Source organism: Olleya marilimosa CAM030 (assembly GCF_000518485.1).
GTDB classification, from domain to species: Bacteria; Bacteroidota; Bacteroidia; order Flavobacteriales; family Flavobacteriaceae; genus Olleya; species Olleya marilimosa.
In genome coordinates, this window is sequence record NZ_JADR01000006.1 from 65225 (window position 1) to 86297 (window position 21073).

18 protein-coding genes are annotated in these 21073 nt (G+C 31.8%); 7 read left to right on the forward strand and 11 right to left on the reverse strand.

Translation table 11 applies throughout. From position 1 onward, the window contains the following. Positions 1-20: 20 nt before the first annotated feature. Positions 21-470, reverse strand: coding sequence for a type I restriction enzyme HsdR N-terminal domain-containing protein (locus tag M890_RS0107700; protein ID WP_028282980.1), 450 nt, complete (start codon positions 468-470; stop codon positions 21-23). A 70-nt stretch (positions 471-540) separates the two neighbouring features. On the opposite strand from M890_RS0107700, the gene holA reads away from it, so the two are divergent. From holA to M890_RS0107715, 3 genes are all read left to right on the forward strand, one after another. Beyond that, on the forward strand, positions 541-1545 hold the full coding sequence (gene holA / locus M890_RS0107705; protein ID WP_028282981.1) for a DNA polymerase III subunit delta: 1005 nt from the start codon (positions 541-543) through the stop codon (positions 1543-1545). Between the two features lie 28 nt (positions 1546-1573). Further along, on the forward strand, positions 1574-1939 hold the full coding sequence (locus M890_RS0107710) for a hypothetical protein (RefSeq protein WP_028282982.1): 366 nt from the start codon (positions 1574-1576) through the stop codon (positions 1937-1939). Positions 1940-2103: 164 nt separating this feature from the next. After that, entirely contained in the window at positions 2104-2664 is a 561-nt protein-coding gene (locus M890_RS0107715; protein WP_028282983.1) for a type 1 glutamine amidotransferase domain-containing protein, read from the forward strand. Positions 2665-2729: 65 nt separating this feature from the next. Here M890_RS0107715 and M890_RS0107720 read toward each other — a convergent pair whose 3' ends face one another. After that, positions 2730-3200, reverse strand: a complete 471-nt coding sequence (locus M890_RS0107720; RefSeq protein ID WP_028282984.1) for a hypothetical protein — start codon at positions 3198-3200, stop codon at positions 2730-2732. Beyond that, positions 3201-3464: a DUF202 domain-containing protein gene (locus M890_RS0107725; protein WP_028282985.1), complete on the reverse strand. Its 264-nt coding sequence runs from the start codon at positions 3462-3464 to the stop codon at positions 3201-3203. Between the two features lie 195 nt (positions 3465-3659). Between M890_RS0107725 and M890_RS0107730 the strand changes: the two genes are divergently transcribed. Next, positions 3660-4490, forward strand: a complete 831-nt coding sequence (locus tag M890_RS0107730; RefSeq protein ID WP_028282986.1) for an alpha/beta fold hydrolase — start codon at positions 3660-3662, stop codon at positions 4488-4490. Between the two features lie 79 nt (positions 4491-4569). On the opposite strand, the gene M890_RS0107735 is transcribed toward M890_RS0107730, so the two are convergent. The 5 genes from M890_RS0107735 to uvrA all read right to left on the reverse strand — a co-directional run bounded on the left by M890_RS0107735 (position 4570) and on the right by uvrA (position 14811). Beyond that, entirely contained in the window at positions 4570-6981 is a 2412-nt protein-coding gene (locus M890_RS0107735; RefSeq protein ID WP_028282987.1) for an alpha-ketoacid dehydrogenase subunit alpha/beta, read from the reverse strand. A gap of 153 nt (positions 6982-7134) precedes the next feature. Next, positions 7135-9963: a gluzincin family metallopeptidase gene (locus M890_RS0107740; RefSeq protein ID WP_028282988.1), complete on the reverse strand. Its 2829-nt coding sequence runs from the start codon at positions 9961-9963 to the stop codon at positions 7135-7137. Beyond that, on the reverse strand, positions 9960-11225 hold the full coding sequence (locus tag M890_RS0107745; protein ID WP_028282989.1) for a T9SS type A sorting domain-containing protein: 1266 nt from the start codon (positions 11223-11225) through the stop codon (positions 9960-9962). Before M890_RS0107745 ends, M890_RS0107740 begins: the two co-directional genes overlap by 4 nt. 8 nt (positions 11226-11233) lie before the next feature. Then, complete coding sequence (locus tag M890_RS0107750) at positions 11234-11923, reverse strand: LOG family protein (protein WP_028282990.1); 690 nt, start codon at positions 11921-11923, stop codon at positions 11234-11236. Between the two features lie 56 nt (positions 11924-11979). Further along, positions 11980-14811, reverse strand: coding sequence for an excinuclease ABC subunit UvrA (uvrA, locus tag M890_RS0107755; RefSeq protein WP_028282991.1), 2832 nt, complete (start codon positions 14809-14811; stop codon positions 11980-11982). A 129-nt stretch (positions 14812-14940) separates the two neighbouring features. Here uvrA and M890_RS0107760 point away from each other — a divergent pair, with 129 nt between their 5' ends. Next, on the forward strand, positions 14941-15465 hold the full coding sequence (locus M890_RS0107760) for a DUF8685 domain-containing protein (RefSeq protein WP_028282992.1): 525 nt from the start codon (positions 14941-14943) through the stop codon (positions 15463-15465). A gap of 78 nt (positions 15466-15543) precedes the next feature. Here M890_RS0107760 and M890_RS0107765 read toward each other — a convergent pair whose 3' ends face one another. From M890_RS0107765 to M890_RS0107775, 3 genes are read right to left on the reverse strand one after another with little or no spacing between them, the layout of a single operon-like run. Continuing rightward, positions 15544-16257, reverse strand: a complete 714-nt coding sequence (locus M890_RS0107765; protein ID WP_028282993.1) for a hypothetical protein — start codon at positions 16255-16257, stop codon at positions 15544-15546. Between the two features lie 39 nt (positions 16258-16296). Further along, the gene (gene ggt / locus M890_RS0107770) at positions 16297-17976 is read right to left on the reverse strand and encodes a gamma-glutamyltransferase (protein WP_028282994.1); all 1680 of its coding nucleotides are present in this window, start codon (positions 17974-17976) and stop codon (positions 16297-16299) included. Beyond that, positions 17973-18572 carry an acyl carrier protein phosphodiesterase gene (locus M890_RS0107775; RefSeq protein ID WP_028282995.1) on the reverse strand — a complete coding sequence of 200 codons (600 nt, stop codon included), beginning with the start codon at positions 18570-18572 and terminating at the stop codon, positions 17973-17975. The genes ggt and M890_RS0107775 overlap by 4 nt, the downstream gene beginning before the upstream one ends. Positions 18573-18612: 40 nt before the next feature. Between M890_RS0107775 and M890_RS16430 the strand changes: the two genes are divergently transcribed. Together M890_RS16430 and glmM are read left to right on the forward strand one after the other, a co-directional pair. Then, the gene (locus tag M890_RS16430; RefSeq protein WP_051437482.1) at positions 18613-19683 is read left to right on the forward strand and encodes an acyltransferase family protein; all 1071 of its coding nucleotides are present in this window, start codon (positions 18613-18615) and stop codon (positions 19681-19683) included. Then, positions 19680-21068, forward strand: a complete 1389-nt coding sequence (gene glmM / locus M890_RS0107785; protein ID WP_028282996.1) for a phosphoglucosamine mutase — start codon at positions 19680-19682, stop codon at positions 21066-21068. The genes M890_RS16430 and glmM overlap by 4 nt, the downstream gene beginning before the upstream one ends. The last annotated feature ends 5 nt before the right edge of the window (positions 21069-21073 follow it).

Genomic DNA, 21073 nt, shown 5'->3' on the forward strand with positions numbered 1-21073 from the left:
TGATTATGACTTAATCTCTGCTATTGTTTTTGGTATTCTGGTATGTCTTTTAAAAAGTGGTATTGTTCTGCCTTAAAATCCATACTGCAATAATAATGATTTAAACCGTTTGTTACCATTAAATAGGTTGCATTTAATGCTAAATTATAGCGTGCTATTTGGTCAAAAGTGTTTTGTTTTATTTCTATTTTAGGCGCTTTACACTCAACAATTAAATGGATGCTTCCATCTGTATTAAAAATTACAATGTCATAACGTTTTTTTAAATCGTTGACCTTTAGTTCTTTTTCAACATTAATTAAAGAAATAGGATATTTTTTAACCTCAATTAAATAATGTACACAATGTTGTCTGACCCATTCTTCAGGTTGAAGGACCATAAATCTTTTACGTATAACATCAAAAATAGATACTTTATTTTCGTTATTTTTGAATCGAAACACAAACTTTGGAAAGTTTAACTCTTGCATTTAACGGTAATCGGTTTTTTTCAAAGTTAAACTTCAAAAGTCAAAAACCAAATTTTTAAATTTTTTTCCTTTGGACGAAGTCAAACAGTTAGTTACTGATATAAAAAATAAGAAGCTTAAACCTATCTATTTACTAATGGGTGAGGAGGCTTATTACATAGATAAAATATCTGATTTTATAGAAAAAACCGTTTTAACGGAAGAAGAGCGTGGTTTTAATCAAATGGTTTTATATGGTCGTGATATAACTGTGGATGACATTGTAAGTAACGCAAAACGTTACCCTATGATGGCAGATCGTCAAGTAGTCATTGTAAAAGAGGCTCAGGACTTGTCAAGGACCATAGACCAATTGGCAGATTATGCTAAAAACCCACAACCTACAACGGTTTTAGTTATTTGTTATAAGTATAAATCTGTAGATAAACGTAAGGCAGTTTACAAGGCTATTAAAAAATCAGGTCAAGTTTTTGAGAGTAAAAAACTTTACGAAAACCAAGTACCAGATTGGATTAGTCGTGTGTTGTCGCCAAAAGGCTATTCAATAACACCTAAAGCATCACAAATGTTAGTGGAGTTTTTGGGTACAGACTTAAGCAAATTAAGTAATGAGTTAAATAAACTGCAGATTGTATTACCAAGAGATACGCAAATAACTCCAGATCATATCGAAGAAAATATAGGAATAAGTAAGGATTATAATAACTTTGAATTACGTAAAGCTATTGGTGCAAAAAATACAGCACAAGCCTTTAAAATTGTACATTATTTTGCTGAAAATCCAAAGGATAATCCTATGGTTTTAACAGTCTCATTATTATTTAGTTTTTTCTCTCAATTATTACATTTACATGGCATGTCTGATAAAAACCCAAGAAGTGTAGCGTCTGCATTACGTGTTAATCCTTATTTTGTAAACGAATATATTGAAGCTTCACGCAACTATCCAATGCGAAAAGTTAGTCAAGTTATTGCAACCTTACGTGAGTTTGATGGTAAAAGTAAAGGTGTGGATAGTAATGCTGTGCCACAAGGTGATTTACTTAAAGAGATGTTGGTGAAAATTATGTATTAATGTATTATTACTAACTTAACCATACCTTATGAAGCCCTATTATATACTAGCAATATTACTGTTAAGTTTGTCGTGTAAAACAACACAAAACCTTCCTGATCCATTAGAAGCAGGATGGGAAGGACATAAAGTTTGCAAAGTATTACAAGACACTAAAAAGCAACGTATCTTAAAGTGTACCTTTCCAGCCAATGTTGGTCATGAGAAGCATTACCACAAACCACATTTTGGTTATACCTTAGCAGGAAGTACGTTTCAAATTACAGATGCAACAGGTACACGTACTATTCCTGTAAAAACAGGAGTGACTTGGTCTAAATCTAAAATTAGTCAGCACGAGGTGCTTAATGTTGGAGATAGTACAGCAGTTTATTTAATTATAGAACCTAAGTAGTTAATTTTTTTAACTAAGCACAACAGGTTTTAACACTTCCACAATTTTATTTAACACTTGATATTAAATCCAAGTTAAACTGGTTTTTAAATTCGTGTAACACTCCTATTTATAGTAATTTAGAGTGAAATTGAATTATTAACAACTAAAACCAAAAAAATAAAATGGAAAACTTAGAGAGAAAGAAAGTTGCAATTTTAGCAACCAATGGATTTGAAGAAAGTGAATTAAAAGAACCAATGAATGCTTTAAAAGAAGCAGGAGCAGACGTGCATATTGTCTCAGAAAAATCGGGACAAATTAAAAGTTGGGCAGACGGAAACTGGAGTAACAGTTATGATGTAGATAAAACTTTAGACCAAGTGTCCCAAGACGATTATAATGCACTAGTATTACCAGGAGGAGTAATTAATCCAGATACCTTAAGGCGTAATGAAGATGCCATCAGATTTATTAAATCATTTTTTGCAAATAAAAAACCCGTTGCAGCAATTTGTCATGCACCATGGTTATTAGCAGAAGCTGGCGTATTACAAGGTCGTAAAGTAACTTCATTCAACTCTATTAAAAGAGATTTAGTAAATGCAGGAGCTATGTGGGAAGATAGCGAAGTAGTAGTAGATGAAGGTTTAGTAACTAGTCGTAATCCAAATGATTTACCTGCTTTTAATAAAAAATTAATAGAGGAGGTCTACGAAGGTAAACACAATATGCAAACAGCATAATTTATTTATAGATTGAATTTAAAAGCCAACCTTGAGGTTGGCTTTTTTTATGTTTTAATTTTAAACTACATATCTTCTAATTCAGCAGTATAATCATACTGTAAATCTTCATGTAACGCCAATATTTTTTTAGTTATAGCTTCAATATTTCGATCATACAAATTTGTTAAGGTTGTATTTCTAGAGATTGAAGGTTTCATAGCTTTTAGCTTCTTACAAAAGTATAATAGCAATTCGACTTCAGTCTCTTTATTAAGCGAGTATCTAATGTATTTTTTTGTGTTTCGTAAAATCTTACGTACACTTTTTTTAATGTAAAAAAAGCTGTCGGTATTTATTAATTCAAATTGCTCATCAATTTCAGCTTTAACGGTTTCAATATAACCAGCTTCACTATCCGCTTCAAATAATAAATAAGTTAATAACTCTTTGTTTTCTTTTTTAAAACGTGATAAACGTAAACATAATTCTGCCAATTCTTCATTGGTTTTATGTTTTAATTCTTTACGGATAGTAACAACAGATACAGCTTTCATTTAAATTTTATAATGTTTTTTTATCGTGCTTTTAACTATTATTAAGCGTACAATACCAATTATTAATATAATAGGAGCTATTGCTATTAATATGATGCCATACGTTTTTAAATCAGCAAGTAAATCTAATTTAAGTATGGTGATTCCTGTGCCTAAAATCACTAAAAAGGTCCTAAAATAGGCTAAAAATGTGCGTTCGTTAGCTAATTTGGTTCGCTCAATAGCCAACCAGTCTCTTGTTGTTAAATCGGATTGTTCTATCATAATTTTTTAATAGATTTTAAAGGTATAAAAAAAGCAGTTATTTATAATGGCTATTATGCATTGTATGTGGTTTATATAGTCTAATTTTTATTATTAACGCTATTTAACGTCCTGTTAGTAATACTTTAAGTCGGGTTTAACACTGTTTGGATAATGATATTTTATCTTTAAGTAAACCAAAAAAAAGAAATTGATATGCCATTTATTACAAACAAAAACACAACAGAAAACGTAGATATTTTTTATGAAGATTACGGAAAAGGACAGCCAGTAATTTTAATTCATGGTTGGCCTTTAAGTAGGAAATCTTGGGAACACCAAGTTTGGAAAATTGTAGAGTCAGGCTACAGATGTATATCATACGATAGAAGAGGATTTGGTATTAGTAGTGCACCTTGGAGTGGATACGATTATTCTGCGTTAGCTAGTGATTTAAATCAAATTATAACACAGTTAGACCTTGATGATGTTATTATCGTAGGTTTTTCGATGGGAGGAGGAGAAGTTGTTAGATATTGTACAGATTTTGGAACAGATAAAGTTGCTAAAACTGCCTTAATAAGTAGTATTATTCCGTTAGTAAAGCAAAAAGAAGATAATCCATCTGGTGTTGCTGAAAAGGATTTAAAGGATATTCAAAATGCTTTAGAAGAGGATAGAGTAGGCTTTTTAAAAGAATTTTCTAAAGGCTTTTATAACTTTGAAGACAATAAAGATAAAATTAGTCAGGCACAATTAGATTATGATTTTGTAATCGCTTCACATGCGTCACCAAGAGCTACAATCGAAACTGCTAAAGCATGGATGCACACCGATTTTAGAGATGAGTTAAAACATGTAGATGTACCAACATTAATTGTACATGGAGATAGTGATGCTACTGTACCAATTGAGACCTCTGCAAATCAAGCAGCAAAGGCTATTAAAGATAATGTCTTTACTGTAATTAAAGGTGCTCCTCATGGATTAAATATTACACATAAAGAAGAACTTAATACTATTTTAATAGATTTTATTAAGTCTTAACCAAATTATATTACAAAACAAAAAAAGCTCATCTTTTTAGATGAGCTTTTTTTATATACTATTTAAAACCGTTTGCTAATTATCTTAATTTAGGAAAATTAGCAGGATTAGATTCATGCATTACAGCATAAACAGCTTCAAATACATCTTCAGTTGATGGTTTAGAGAAGTAGTCTCCATCTGTACCATAAGCAGGTCTATGTGGTTTAGCAGCTAATGTTTTAGGTTGACTGTCTAAATATTTAAAGGCATTTTGCGTGTTAATTACCTGATCTAATATATATGCAGATGCTCCACCAGGAACGTCTTCATCAATAACCATTAATCGGTTTGTCTTTTTAATACTATTTACAATGTCATGATTGATGTCAAAAGGTAATAAAGATTGAATGTCAATAATTTCTGCATCAATACCAACTTCAGCTAACTCTTTGGCAGCTTGTTGTACTATTCTTAAAGTTGATCCATAAGATACTAAAGTAATATCTGCACCTTCTTTTATAGTTTCTACAACTCCAATTGGTGTAGTAAACTCACCTATATTAGAAGGTAATTTTTCTTTTAATCTATAACCGTTAAGACACTCAACAATTAAAGCAGGCTCATCACTTTTTAAAAGGGTGTTGTAAAAACCTGCAGCCTTAGTCATATCTCTAGGGACTAACACATGTATACCTCTAACTAGGTTTAAAACGCCTCCCATTTGAGATCCAGAGTGCCATATACCTTCTAGTCTGTGTCCACGAGTACGAATAATTAGTGGTGCTTTTTGACGACCTTTAGTCCTATAACGTAAAGTTGCTAAATCATCACTAATAATTTGTAAAGCGTATAAGATATAATCTAAATATTGGATTTCGGCAATTGGACGTAAGCCACGCATAGCCATACCAATACCTTGACCTAAAATGGTTGCTTCTCTAATACCAACATCAGCAACACGTAACTCGCCATATTTTTCTTGTAAACCTTCTAAACCTTGGTTAACATCTCCAATGTTTCCTGCGTCTTCACCAAAGACTAGAGTTTCTGGATATTTATTAAAGATGGTATCAAAATTTTCTCTTAATACTACACGACCATCTACATCTTCAGCATTGGCGTCATAACTAGGTTTAATTTCTTTAATATGAATGGCAGATGACGAGCTCTCGTTATATAAATCAGAGCTATATAATGGCTGTACTTTAGTGAAAAAAGTGTCAATCCATTGTAATAATTGTTGTTTTTCTGCAGAGTTTTCAGAAATCACATAACGTAGTGCTTTTCTTGCAGCTGAAACAGCGTCTTTTCTATTTGGTTCTCCAATAGCTTTAAGATCGTTAACTATTTTTTCAATAAAAACTTTGTTAGCGCTAGATTTTGCAACATTTGATAGTAGGTTTACTAACTCTTCTTTTTCAGCTAAAGCAGGTTTTAGGTAATTGTTCCAAGCTGCTTTTTTAGCTTCTCTAACTTGCTTTTTTATATTTTTTTCAATGGTTTGTAGTTCTTCGTCAGTAGCAATACTGTTTTCGATTAACCACTCGCGCATTTTTAGGTTACAATCATTTTTAGCTTCCCAGTTTAAACGGTCTTTGTCCTTGTAACGCTCATGCGATCCAGACGTTGAGTGACCTTGAGGTTGTGTCAACTCATTAACATGTATTAAAACTGGTACATGCTCTTCTCTTGCTATTTTTGCAGCCTCTTCATAAGTTGCTATTAGATTAGCATAATCCCAACCTTTAACTCTTAGGATTTCGTAACCATTATTATCTTTATCACGTTGAAATCCTTTTAAGATTTCAGAGATGTTTTCTTTAGTTGTTTGGTGTCTTGCATGTACAGAGATTCCGTATTCATCATCCCAAACGCTAATTACCATTGGCACTTGTAAAACACCAGCAGCATTGATGGTTTCAAAAAACAAACCTTCACTTGTACTTGCGTTTCCTATTGTTCCCCAAGCTATTTCATTTCCATTAACAGAAAAATTGGTGGTATCAATACCTTTTACATTTCTGTAAATTTTTGATGCTTGTGCTAAACCTAATAATCTAGGCATTTGTCCTGCTGTAGGAGAGATGTCTGAACTTGAGTTTTTTTGTTTTGTTAGATTTTTCCAGTTTCCGTTTTCATCTACACTATGCGTTGCAAAGTGTCCACCCATTTGTCTACCTGCAGACATTGGTTCTTGAGATAAATCTGTATTGGCATATAATCCAGCAAAAAATTGCTCTATTGTTAGCTCTCCAATAGCCATCATAAAGGTTTGGTCACGATAGTAACCTGATCTAAAATCTCCATTTTGGAAAGCTTTAGCCATAGCTAATTGAGGGACTTCTTTACCGTCACCAAATATTCCAAACTTAGCTTTTCCGGTTAACACTTCTCGACGTCCTAGTAAGCTACATTCACGACTGGTTACAGCAATGTGGTAATCTTTAAGAACTTCAGTTTTAAAATCTTCAAAAGACAAGTCTTTTTTATTGTTAACTTTTGTTTGCATGTGTAAGGAATTATTTGAAACAAATTTAATCAAAATTTGTCGGTTTAGCAATATCAAAAAATCTTAAAATAATGTGAATTATTCAATAATTAAGCCTTAATTAGGCTTAATTAATAAATTAATCGCAAAAAAAAGGAATCTGCTAAGAATTTATTAATACCAACGTCTAGTAAATAGACCTAATAAGGTTTTAGGAGAAAGGGTAACTATAAACCTGATTTTTTCGTCATAATTTGGTTGTGCAATTTCCCAACCTAAATTAGAGTAAATAGGGAAGTATAACTCAAAATAATCTTCAACTAGATTTAATCTTATACCAGAATCGTAAACAAATTCTGGGCTAAAGTTTTGATTTTTAATAACTCCTGCATCACCATAAAACATAATATACCTCCAAAGCGTTGCACTAGTGTTAATGGTTGTCATCCATTGATTAGCAAAAGGTTGAGATAGTTTAGATTTAAAACCTCCTTCTGCAATTATAATTTGTTGGCTTAAAACACCTGTTTGTTCGCTTCGACCTAAGTAATTGTAATCAAATAAATAATCTGTTGGTCTGTCTAAAGCAAAACTAAAAAAGTCAGAATCTTGATACGTGTCATTGTATAAAAACAAACCAGAAAAGACCCTTAAATTAAACTGTTTGTTATGTTCGTTTAAGTTTCTAAACTCTAAAGTTGCCGATATTTTACCAAAGTTTTTAGCAAACTGTACATCTGTAAATAATGACGCGTAGTCTTTTAAATTGTTGTCAACCACTCCATATTTAGCATTAAATACTGAGTATTTAGGCTCTCCATCTGTTTCAAATTCACCTGTTGGGTCAACTTCTCTATTAATATTAATGTATCTAAAAGATAAAAACTCACGTTTATTATCTCTTAAGTCTTTATGATTTCTAAAGTTATAATCAATAAAAGGTGTAAATGAAGTATAGCTTAGGTTTGGAGCGTAATTGTAATAATTACCAGACAATCCATAACGTGTCCTGAAATTATCTGTCCCTTCAGGACGTGCATTGTATATTAATGATGCACTACCAACAACTTGATTACTCTTAAATCCATATTTAGGGCTTAATTTGTATAAAAAACGTTTACTAAGTAAGGTCTTATTATATAATTTTAAGCCTGGAGATAAGCCATCATAAAAATTATATTCAAACTCTGGCATAAAAAAGACTTGATTATAATTTGGGTCTTCAATGTCCTTAAATAATCTAAATTGCAAAGGTTTATTGGTTAGAAAAAAGCCATTTAATTTTTTATAGTTGTTACGTTGGTTAAATTCTGGTATGACGTTATCGTAATTTAAAGCCAATTGATCAACGTTAGTATTGGCTATTGTAATGGTTTTATTTCCGTTAAAACCTTCTATCCATTGTTTAGAAGTAATGCTATCGTTTTGTAAAGTAAACAGCGATATAGGCATGGTGTTATCTCTAAGATTTTTAAGTGTAATCTTAATAGAATCTTCTGATTTTTTAATTTTTTTAATTTTAAAATCTATCTTTTTGCTAGTGCTAACGTAGTCTTCAAAAAACCAATCTATATTTTTAGAAGTTTTAGACCTTAATATAGTTTCAAAATCCTTTGGTGTTATTCGTTTTAATTTAGTTTGTTTAACAAAATCACTTAATGTTTTGCTGACAATAGTATCTCCGATATAATCATCTAAATAATTAAGTCCAATAGCAGCTTTATACTTGTTAGAAATATTTTTGTTGAATTTTAATAACGAATCCTTAGCCATGCCAATAGGTTGGTCAATATTGGTACGTGCCATGTGCATATATAAAAACGAATATTGATCGTTAAAATTAAGATCTGCAGCATGAAAGGCTCTAACTCCCCAAACATTTGCTAGTTTACCTAATATTTTTTGGTCTGGATAAAAGTTTTCGACGTATTTCATTAAATAATATATGTGTATACCATCTAACAACCATTGCTCTTCTCTTGGATTTATTAATAACGTGTTTTCTAAATAAACCTTTAAAGTGGTTTTAAGTAATTTAAGTTCGTATTGAAAAGTATCCTCAAAAGGTCTAATAAAATCTGGAAGTAGATTTAGTCCGTAAATAGGGTCTTTTTTGTAATCTATCCACGTTAGCAATACTTTTTCATGAGGATAATCACCTAAATTATTAGTTATAAATTGGGCAACACGGTCTGTTGCAATAGCAACTTCAGCAGGTTCTAAATTTTCAGTATCAATATTAGATTGGATATTAAAAAAGTCGGTTTCAACAGTATAGTAATCGTTTAGTTTTACTAAAGAAAACTTAGAATTAATCCTATCTTTCCCTTTAAAAACAGTAGTTGTGGTATCACCAATTTCATTTTTAAAAATATTTAATTCACTAATAGGCGTAAATTTATTAGGGTAAGTTACTTTTAGGGTTAAATCTGCTGGCTCTACAAATAAGTCTTCCAAATCTTTATTGCTGTAATAATGCCACGATCCATCAAACACAGCAGGAGTAATGTACCAAAACCTAAGATTATAGTCTCCAGAATCTGTAACACCATACCTAGTAAATTTATTATTGGGTATTTGAACTATGTATGTTAGCGTTAAATTATAAGATTGATTGGGCTGTAAAGGTGTGTTAAGCGCTACCTTAATTACATCTGGATGCTTAATTAAACGTTCAAAAAAAGTCGTTTGATTAGATTGTTTGATGCTTGTTATGGCAGTATAACCACGATCTTCATTATTTGCAAAATGAAATGTAGTTTTAAACTCGTCTGCAAAACGCTCAGCAAGTGGTGTTGTTTTTGAAGAATAACTATGACTCCAATCATTTAAATAAATGGTATCCAAAACCGTGTTACTTTTATTTTGATATTGGATAGTTTGGGTAATATTTATACTGTTTTTTTGAGTGTCAAAAATGGCATCAATATCAATAATATTTTGGCTTAAAGCCGAAATGCTACTTAATAAAAAACAAATAAAAATATAATAGTTTAGCTTCAATTGACTTTTATAAACTTTAAAGGTTGAACGTTAATATTGCTAAGTGAAATGTAATATATTCCGTTTGATAAATACGAAATATCAACGTTAATAGTTTTGTCTTTTATAAAAATTGTTTTCACGACCTGACCTAAAGTATTGTAAATCTTTAAGTTATTATTTTCGTGTAAAGCTGTGTTAATTTTTAATTTAAGTAAACTTGTTACCATATTAGTGCCAATAATCTCAAAAACTGGTTGTTTTAATGTAATCTCAGGTACATTTAAAAAGTTTTGATTGGTTTCTATATTTAAAGTAACGGGAAGGTGGTCACTAAAATTGTGTAGTGATTCTCTGATACTTTCAGAGAATAAAGGACCAGCACAATCAGGACTATTAATAGCTACATTCCAACAATTTTCATTGTTATTGTTGCCAAACACTTGGTAACTACCAGGTGTATACTGTAACTCTGGATTATTAACCATTGAGGTGCTTGTTAGTATAAAATCAAATCTGTCGTCAATACCTCCTGTTGTACCACCTAAACCAGTTGCTGTTCTGGTAGACTGTGTAAAAACATCAACATAAGTTTGGTTGTTATGCCAACTACCCATCCTATTAGCTGGATCTATAAAAGTAATGTTGTTTGAAGGATTAATAAACTCTTGAAAAGCAGGCTCTGAATTAGTGTACACATTAAAATCTCCTGCTAACAAAAAATAGTCAGTGCTTAAAAAAGTAGAAAGATAGGACGTTAAGTCCTGTGCCATTTGTAGACGTAATTGTTGGTTTTCAGTACCACTTGATGCTTTTAAGTGACAGACAATAACGTTTAAATATATTGGGTCAGTGTCCTGATTAAGTGTGTTTAATTTTAATTGATAATGGTTAAAGTCTCTATAAATTGTAGTTACTTGATTTTGTCCTTCTAAACTAAATTTTGTGCTATCAAAATAGATTAAGTTTTGCAAGTCGTTTTGGTCTCCTAAGTTATTATCGCTTGAGTTAAGTGTAAAGTTTGCCATTTGATAATTAACATTAATGCTTTGTTGCATCATGTTTAAAATAGCATTTGCTCCAGAGCTGTTATTAAGCTCGCAAACCATAAAAAGGTCTGGTTGGTAATTGGATAATATAATGTCTAGCTCATCTAGACGATCACTAGCAGGTTCTTGTAGTGGAAAATTTAATAAATTATAAAACATAGTTTTAAAGGTGTCTTGTGCATAGACACCTGAAAAACTAAGTAATATTAATGCGTATAAAATTTTCTTTATCATTAAATGTTTTAGAAATTAGGGCTTAATCCATAATCTTTGTAGAAGCTATCTAAAATATCTACAACTTCTTCTGCTGTATCTACTAAATGTATTAAATCTAAGTCACCTTCGCTAATATTTGCGAAACTATCTAAAAGTGTTGTTTTAACCCATCCCATTAAACCTTCCCAAAAGTCAGTACCTACAAGTATAATTGGGAATTTTTCGATTTTATTAGTTTGTATTAAAGTTATCGCTTCAAATAATTCGTCTAAGGTTCCAAATCCTCCTGGCATCACGACAAAACCTTGGCTATATTTTACAAACATTACTTTTCTAACAAAAAAGTAGTCAAAATTGATGTTCTTGTCAGAATCTATATATGGATTATCGTGTTGTTCAAAAGGTAATTCTATGTTTAAACCAACAGATGTACCTCCTGCTAAATGGGCACCTTTATTACCAGCTTCCATAATACCAGGTCCACCACCTGTAATAACACCATAACCAGCATCAACAATTTTTGACGCAACATTTTCTGCTAACTTATAATACTTGTGGTCTGGTTTAGTACGTGCAGAACCAAAAATTGAAACAGAAGGTCCTATGGCACTCATCTTTTCAAATCCATTAACAAATTCTCCCATGATTTTAAAAATCGCCCAAGAATCATTTGTTTTTTTCTCATTCCAACCTTTTGGATGTTTTTCTTCTCTCATTATATAACTGTTTATTTTCTATTAATTATTTATTGTAAAAGTAACCATTGGGATTACTATTTTAATTCTTTCTTTAAAAATTTAGCTGTATAGCTTTTTTTATGTTTTGCAACCACTTCTGGAGTGCCTTCTACGACGACTTGTCCACCACCTTTACCACCTTCGTAACCAATATCAATTATATGATCTACGGTTTTGATGACATCTAAATTATGTTCTATAATTAAGACAGTGTTTCCTTTATTTGCTAATTTATTTAAAACAATCATTAACACTCTAATGTCTTCAAAATGTAAGCCTGTAGTGGGTTCGTCTAAAATATAAAAGGTATTACCAGTATCACGTTTACTTAACTCGGTTGCTAATTTTATACGCTGAGCTTCTCCACCGGAAAGTGTTGTGCTTTGTTGTCCTAAGGTAATGTAACCTAATCCAACATCTTTAATTGTTTTTAGTTTTTTATGAATTTTAGGAATGTTTTCAAAAAAGTCAACACCTTCGTTTATAGTCATGTCTAAAACATCACTAATACTTTTTCCTTTATATCTAATCTCTAATGTTTCGCGATTAAAACGTTTACCTTGACAGGTTTCACATTCTACATACACATCAGGTAAAAAATTCATTTCAATAACACGCAAACCACCACCTTTACAGGTTTCGCAACGTCCTCCAGCAACATTAAAACTGAATCGTCCAGGTTTATAACCACGTATCATGGCTTCTGGTATTTTAGCAAAAAGGCTACGGATTTCGTCAAAAGTTTTGGTGTAAGTTGCAGGATTACTTCTTGGTGTACGACCAATAGGAGACTGATTAATGTCTATAACCTTATCTATATGCTCTAAACCTTTAATGCTTTTATATGGCATTGGTTTTTTAACACCATTAAAGTAGTGTGCGTTTAAAATAGGGTAGAGTGTCTCGTTAATTAATGTAGATTTTCCGCTACCAGAGACACCTGTAACACCAATCATTTTACCTAAAGGAAATTTTACAGACACATTTTTTAGATTATTACCTGTACAGCCTTTAAGCTCTAGGAAGTGACCATTACCTTCGCGTCGTTTTTTAGGTATTTCGATTTCTCTTTTACCATTCAAATATTCTGCAGTAAGTGTTTTTTCTTTTAATAACTGTTTGGGTGTCCCTTGACTAATAATTTCTCCTCCATGTTTACCAGCTCTAGGTCCAATATCAATAACATGATCTGCACGTTCTATCATATCCTTATCATGTTCTACCACAATAACAGAGTTACCAATGTCACGCAAAGACACAAGGCTATTAATTAATTTTTCGTTATCACGTTGATGTAGCCCAATACTAGGTTCGTCCAAAATATAAAGTACACCAACCAATTGCGATCCAATTTGTGTGGCTAATCTAATACGTTGTGCTTCTCCACCAGATAACGATTTTGAGCTTCGGTTTAAAGACAAATAGTCCAAACCAACGTCTAATAAAAACTGAAGCCTAGCATTAATTTCTTTTATAATTTCTTCAGCAATTTTGACTTGCTTTTTGGATAAAAATTCGGGTAATTGTTTAAACCAAATGGCTAAATCACTAATGTCTTGATTAGCTAATTCAGCAATATTTTTACCGTTTACTTTAAAGTATAATGATTCTTTTTTTAGTCTAGCACCTTGACAAACTGGACACTCTATTTTATCCATATAGTCTTTAGCCCAACGTTTTAAAGAGGTTGACTCAGCATTTTTGTATTGATTTTCTATAAAGTTAGCAACACCTTCAAAGTCTATTTTATAGTCTCTAGTAATTCCTAAAGTTTTACTTTCTACCGAAAATTTTTCATTACCACCAAACATAATAATTTGTTTAGCTTCTTCTGGTATTGATTTATATGGATCGCTTAATTTAAAATTATAGCGTTCTGCAATGGTTTCAAATTGTTTAAAAATCCAGCTCTTTTTTTCTGGACCATGAGGAGCCAAAGCTCCTGTTTTTATGGATAACGTATCGTCAGGAACAATCTTTTTTTCGTTAACTTGATACAGAGTTCCGATTCCATTACAATTATCGCAAGCACCTTTAGGCGAGTTAAATGAAAAATTGTTGGGTTCTGGATTTGGGTAAGAAACGCCAGAAGTTGGACACATTAAGCTACGACTAAAATAACGAGCCTCTTGTGTGTCTTGGTCAATAATCATTAATACATCATCACCATGGTACATGGCAGTATTAATACTTTCGGTTAAACGTTTGTCATTATCAACACCATCATCAATTTTAAGTCTATCAATTACAATCTCAATATCGTGGTTTTTGTAACGATCCAACTTCATACCTTTAACCAAATCCTTGATTTCGCCATCAGTACGTACTTTTACAAAGCCTTGTTTAGCAATTTGCTCAAATAACTCGCGATAGTGTCCTTTTCTAGAACGTACTACAGGAGCTAAAATATTTATACGTTTGCCTTTATAGCTTGAGGTAATCAATTCTTTAATCTGCTCATCGCTATAGCTCACCATCTTTTCGCCAGTATTATAGCTGTAGGCATCACTACCTCTTGCATATAATAAACGTAAAAAGTCATAAATCTCTGTAATAGTACCAACGGTTGACCTTGGAGATTTACTGGTTGTTTTTTGCTCTATAGCAATTACAGGAGATAAACCATCAATTTTATCAACATCAGGACGCTCTAAACCACCTAAAAATTGTCTAGCATAAGCAGAAAATGTTTCGATATAACGACGTTGTCCTTCAGCATATATGGTGTCAAATGCTAATGACGATTTACCACTACCAGATAAACCAGTAATAACCACTAGTTTTTCGCGAGGAATGGTCACATCAATATTTTTAAGGTTATGTGCTCTAGCACCTTTAACCTCAATGTTTTCTTCAAAATTACTCATAGCATTTAAGTGTTTTTGTCCAGAAATAGACAAAGCTGTAAAGATACGCATTTTGTAATTCTTTTAGAAATACAGTTTGTTAGGATTTTATTAATTATCACTATTTTTGAAATTATAAAAATTACGATAATGGAAATATTAGGAATAGGCTCTAGAATTAACCATCCAGAACACGGAAAAGGAGTGGTAACTAACCTTGATAGTAAACACTATTGGGTTACTTTTATTGAAAATGGATTAGAAACCATTGCTTTAAATGATGATTTTGAAGTTATTGAAGCTGCAGAAAACGAGGTGGATACTATTAGCCTTTTTGATGTAGAAAGTAGCTTGGTTAGAATACTTAAAAAATATAGCGATGTCTCGGAAATTGTGCCAATTGGCGACAAGTGGAAGGGAGGCATCTTAGAGCTAAAACCAGCCGACAGTAACTTAAAAAGTAAAGCAATAAAAATTGAAGACTTTTTTCATAAAATTACTATGGTTAGAGACCGATTGAGAGTTATGGAACAAAAAGTTAACTCTAGTAATCTAGAACCATCTGAAAAAGTAGATTTACAACAATACATTACACGTATATATGGAAGCTTAACCACTTTTAATGTATTATTTAAATCCAAAGAACAGCAATTTGTTGGGCAAAAAAGTAAGTAGTAAAACTTGCTTTTAATTTTAATAAGCAGTATTTAAACATTTAGTTTAAAACTAACTAATGCTAAAATACTGCTTAATTTATTTTGTGCCTTTTACGTCACCCATATCAAAACTAAAAAAGAATAATTGGTGGTTGGTTGGTAACTTTGCATTAGACTCGGTTGTTTTCCAGTCACTCCAAGAGGCTTCTAAACCTCCAATAGGTAAAATATCTACCCACATTTTAAATTTTGTAGGCTTATAATTTTCATCTAAAATCCATAAATAAGAATCTCCAGGAGTAGTGCCTCCTTTAGAATATGTAACCAATAAAGCATCTTTGCCATTATGTTTTACAATGCTTCTAGACGTACCTTGGTCAAACACTTTATAAGGTGCAACTAACCAAAAGGAATCGTTGTTAAAGTAATTTGTTGCTGTTTGGATAAGCTCTTTTTTATCAGAGGAATTAATTTCCTCTTTATTTACATAAACTTTACTAATAGACGGATTATTAAGGTTTAATATAACCTTGTTTTTTTTCCAATAGACTTCGCAGTTGTTATTTTTTTTATCCCATTTGTAGTGGTGTTTACCCCTAAATGTCCATTCTAAATTATTAGTAGCCTTGTAAGCATCGGCATTTAAGGAAATAAGCATTTTATGAGCTAAAATATCTGCTTTTTTAGTTTGATTACCAATAGGTAAATCTTCGTTATATTTAAAGTAAACAAACCCAAAAAACAGTAAACTAGGTAATGTAAAAAAGATGATTACTCCAGCTATTATTTTTAATGTTTTTTTTAATTTCATTAAGTAAAAATTATATTGTTTTAAAATTTGGTTTAGTGTTTAAAATCCAATAGCAGTGTCATCACCACGTTTATCTGCACCACCTTCTAATTGACCATTGTCTAAAACTAAGATGCCATCTACTTTACCAATCACATCAGCATTTTTCTCTGTAATAGTATAGCCTTTTTGCTGTAATTGATTAACTAGGTCTTTAGAGAAAGAGTTTGGTTCCATTCTAATTTGGTCAGGTAACCATTGATGATGAAATCTTGGTGCATTAACAGCTTCTTGCATGGTCATATCATATTCATGCACGTTTAATATAGTTTGCAATACTGATGTTATTATTGTGGATCCACCAGGAGTCCCTAAAGTCATATATAGTTTGTCGTTTTTTTCTACAATGGTAGGCGTCATGGAGCTAAGCATGCGTTTTTCTGGTAATATGCTATTAGCTTCTGCACCAATTAATCCATATACATTTGGTACACCTGGTTTGCTAGAAAAGTCGTCCATCTCGTTATTAAAGAAAAAGCCTAATTCTGAACTATATAACTTTGAGCCATAACCAGAATTTAAGGTGGTTGTTACTGCTATAGCATTACCAAATTGATCGACAATAGAATAGTGCGTGGTTTCATCACTTTCAATAATGTCAACTTTTCCATGAGAAATAGTACTTGAAGGTGTCGCTTTATCAAAGGAGAAGTTAGCCATTCTGTTTTTTAGGTACGCATCACTTAACAATTGGTCATGAGGTATTGTAACAAAATCAGGATCACCTAAATAAAAACTACGGTCTGCGTAAGCACGTCGCTCGGCTTCGGTTATAACCTGAATACTTTTAAGGCTATTATGCCCAAATTCATCTAAATTAAAATCTTCAATTTGCTTTAATATTTGAGCTAAACAAATACCACCACTTGAAGGAGGTGACATGGATATAATGTTTAAATTATCATATTCAAATGTTATAGGTTTACGCCATATGGCTTGATAACTTGCTAAGTCGTCAACCGTTATTACGCCACCATTAGCTTGAATAAAGCTTGCTAATTTTTTAGCGGTTTGACCTTTATAAAATTCGTCACGACCATTTAGCATTATGGCTTCCAAGGTTTTTGCTAAGTTTGGTTGTTTAATTGTATCATTTGCAACCCATTTATTGGCAAACAATATCTGATTTTTGTTGACTTTTAAAAAATCTTCTCTTTTATCTTCTAAAACAGCTTGATCTTTTTTGGTGACTACAAATCCACGATTGGCAAGATCAATTACTGGCTGCATAATATCTTGGATTGGCAGTGATCCAAATTTTTCGTGTACTTCAAATAGTCCTGCAATAGTACCTGGTACACCAACTGCTAATCCACCCTTTGTGCTTAAGTCAGGTATAATATTGCCTAAACTGTCTAAATACATGTTTTTGGTTGCTAATTTTGGTGCTTTTTCTCGGTAATCTAATGCGCCAATGCTACCATCCTCTAATCTGTAAATCATAAAACCACCACCACCAATATTGCCTGCATAAGGGTAGCAAACAGCTAATGCTAAATCTGTTGCTATCATGGCGTCAAAGACGTTTCCGCCTTGTTTTAAAATAGAAGTTCCTATTTTAGAAGCTTCTTCTCTAGCGGAAACAACCATGGCTTGTTTGGTTATCAAACCTTGCTTGGTGTTTTTGTTACAATTAAAAAAGGTAATACAAATTATAACTAGTAAGGTTAGTTTTTTCATTGTTTGTTGCTTTGTAATGTGTCTAATGTTTGTTTTGAAAAGGTGATTAACTCCTCAAAAAAGCTTGTGAATTCAGTTTCAAATTCACTGTAAAATTCTTCTAATTCGTTAACAGCTAAATTCATTTTAGAACGGTTTTTAGTACGTCTATTCATGCCTTCCAATACTTTTGTAATGCCTTCAATAGATGCATAACTTAACAACCAATTGTCAGCCAAAAGATGAGGTATCATTTTTTGAATTCGGGAAGGTAAGATTTCAAAATTATCCTCTAGCGTATCATAAAAGTCATCCACATACTTAGATAAAGGTACATCTGAGTATTTTGACCAGTTTTTTGCTAAATAGTGGTCGTATAAAATATCTACAATTACACCAGAATAATGGCCATAATTTTTATGCAATCGTTTGGTGCTTTTTCTTACCGTTGGATGTGCATCGGTAAAGGTATCGATTTGTCTATGTAACAAAATACCAGTTTGGATGTCTTGTGGGTAGTCTTTGTATTTTTTTCCTCTAATACCATCTGCTATAAAGTTGCCAATGGTAATCATTTTATCGTTTCCGGAAAGATATATGTGTGCAAGAAAATTCATCTTATAAATATATGTATTTTTACCCTGTAAATTTTATAATTTGAAGCGATTACCCAATTTAGATGTTTTACGTTTTGTGCTAGCCACATTGGTTTTATTTTTTCATTTACCACAATTATGTCGTAATCAGGGACTTCCATACTTTTTGGATGCTCCTGTATTTAATCGAGGTGTAGAAGCAGTATATATGTTTTTTGTCTTGAGTGGTTTTTTAATTATTAAAACCATTTATAGTGATAAACAGCGCGATGTTTTTTCTATACGTAAGTTTTATATACGTCGTATTTTACGGATAGTTCCGTTGTATTATTTGATTGTTCTTTTTGGGTTTGTGTTTTATTGGATTATTCTTCCAAAATTAGAAATTCCGATTACAAATAATTACCCTTTATGGGATGGTCTATTATTGTCTGTGTTTTTTTTACCAAATGTATTTGCTAAGCTTTACATGCCTGGTGGTATTTTGGAAGTGTTGTGGTCTATTGGTATAGAAGAGCAGTTTTATATTATAGTGGCTCCACTCTTATTTTTGGTAAATAAAAATAAGGTTTTACAATTTTTAATAGGACTAACTGGTTTGTATTTTTTAATGTTTCATTTAAGCTTTTTTAGTTTTCTTAAAAGTTTTAATATGGTCTTTTTCTTTTTGTTTTTTGGCGGAATTGTTGCAATTCTTGAAGAAAAAAATCAGCTTCAATTTTTAAAAAAGAATAAGATTTACCCATTAATTACAACGGTTTTAGTCCTGTTGTATTTTTTAACAGATACATTTCATACTACAGACACTTATATATTTAATCTTATAACCATGGTGTTGTTTGGGTTGTTTATCCATACAATTGCCTATAATAATGTAGGTATTCAAATACAAAATAAATCACTTAATTACTTGGGGCAAATATCTTATGGATTATATATGTATCATGTAATCGCATTAAACGCTGTAGTTTTCTTATTTTTGAAACTACAAATAGCTACAATTTTGAATGATGGGTTAACTATAGTTTTAATTTATATGTTAACTTTTACATTTACTTTTATAATGGCACATCTGTCTTATAAATATTTTGAAACCTATTTTTTAAAACTTAAAAACAAATTTAGAGAATGACACTTATAAAATCTATATCAGGAATTAGAGGAACAATTGGAGGAACAGTTGGTGATAATTTAACACCAATAGATGCAGTAAAATTTGCATCAGCTTATGGTACTTGGTTAAAGCAACAACGTAGTAAATCTGACTACAAAGTAGTTGTTGGACGCGATGCACGTTTGTCTGGAGATATGATTCAAAACTTAGTAATGAACACTTTAGTAGGATTAGGAATACATGTTGTGGATTTAGGATTATCTACAACGCCAACTGTAGAGATTGCTGTACCAATGGAGCATGCAGATGGAGGTATTATATTAACAGCTAGCCATAATCCAAAGCAATGGAATGCTTTAAAACTTTTAAATGCCAAAGGTGAATTTTTGGATGGTGCCGAAGGACAGAAAATTTTAGAGATTGCAGAGTCTGATAGTATGACCTTTGCAGAAGTTGATGATTTAGGAGAAATTACTAAAAACGATGCTTATATAGATATACATATTGATGAGGTTTTAGATCTAGAATATGTAAACCAAAAAGCAATACAAAACGCCAACTTTAAAGTAGTAGTTGATGGTGTAAATAGTACAGGAGGAATTGCAATACCTTTATTATTGGAACGTTTAGGTGTTGAAGCAGTTAAATTATATTGTGACCCAACAGGTCATTTTCCGCATAATCCAGAACCGTTAAAAGAACATTTAGGAGATTTATCAAACGAAGTTAAAAAGCATAATGCCGATTTTGGTATTGTGGTAGATCCAGATGTTGACCGATTAGCGTTTATGGATGAAAATGGCGAAATGTTTGGAGAAGAATACACATTAGTAGCTTGTGCTGATTGGGTTTTAAGTCAAAACCCAGGAAATACAGTAAGTAACATGAGCTCCACTAGAGCCTTACGTGATGTCACTGAAAAACATGGAGGAACATACCAAGCTTCTGCTGTAGGAGAAGTCAATGTTGTGACTTTAATGAAAAAAAATAATGCTGTTATAGGAGGTGAAGGTAATGGCGGAATTATATATCCAGAATCTCATTATGGTCGTGACGCACTAGTTGGTGTTGCTTTGTTTTTAAGCTTATTAGCAGAACGTAAATTAAGCGTCAGTGAGCTTAGAAAAACCTACACAAGCTATTTTATGAGCAAAAAGAAAATAGAATTAACACCAACTTTGGATGTTGATGCTATTTTAAAAGCAATGGAAGAAAAGTATAGCCATGAGGATTTAACAACTATTGATGGTGTTAAAATTGACTTTGCAGAAAGTTGGGCACATTTACGAAAAAGTAATACAGAGCCAATAATTAGAATTTATACCGAAGCTAAAACCCAAACACAAGCAGATAGCCTAGCAGATAAAATCATTTCAGAAATCAAAACAATCGCTAATATTTAGTAATT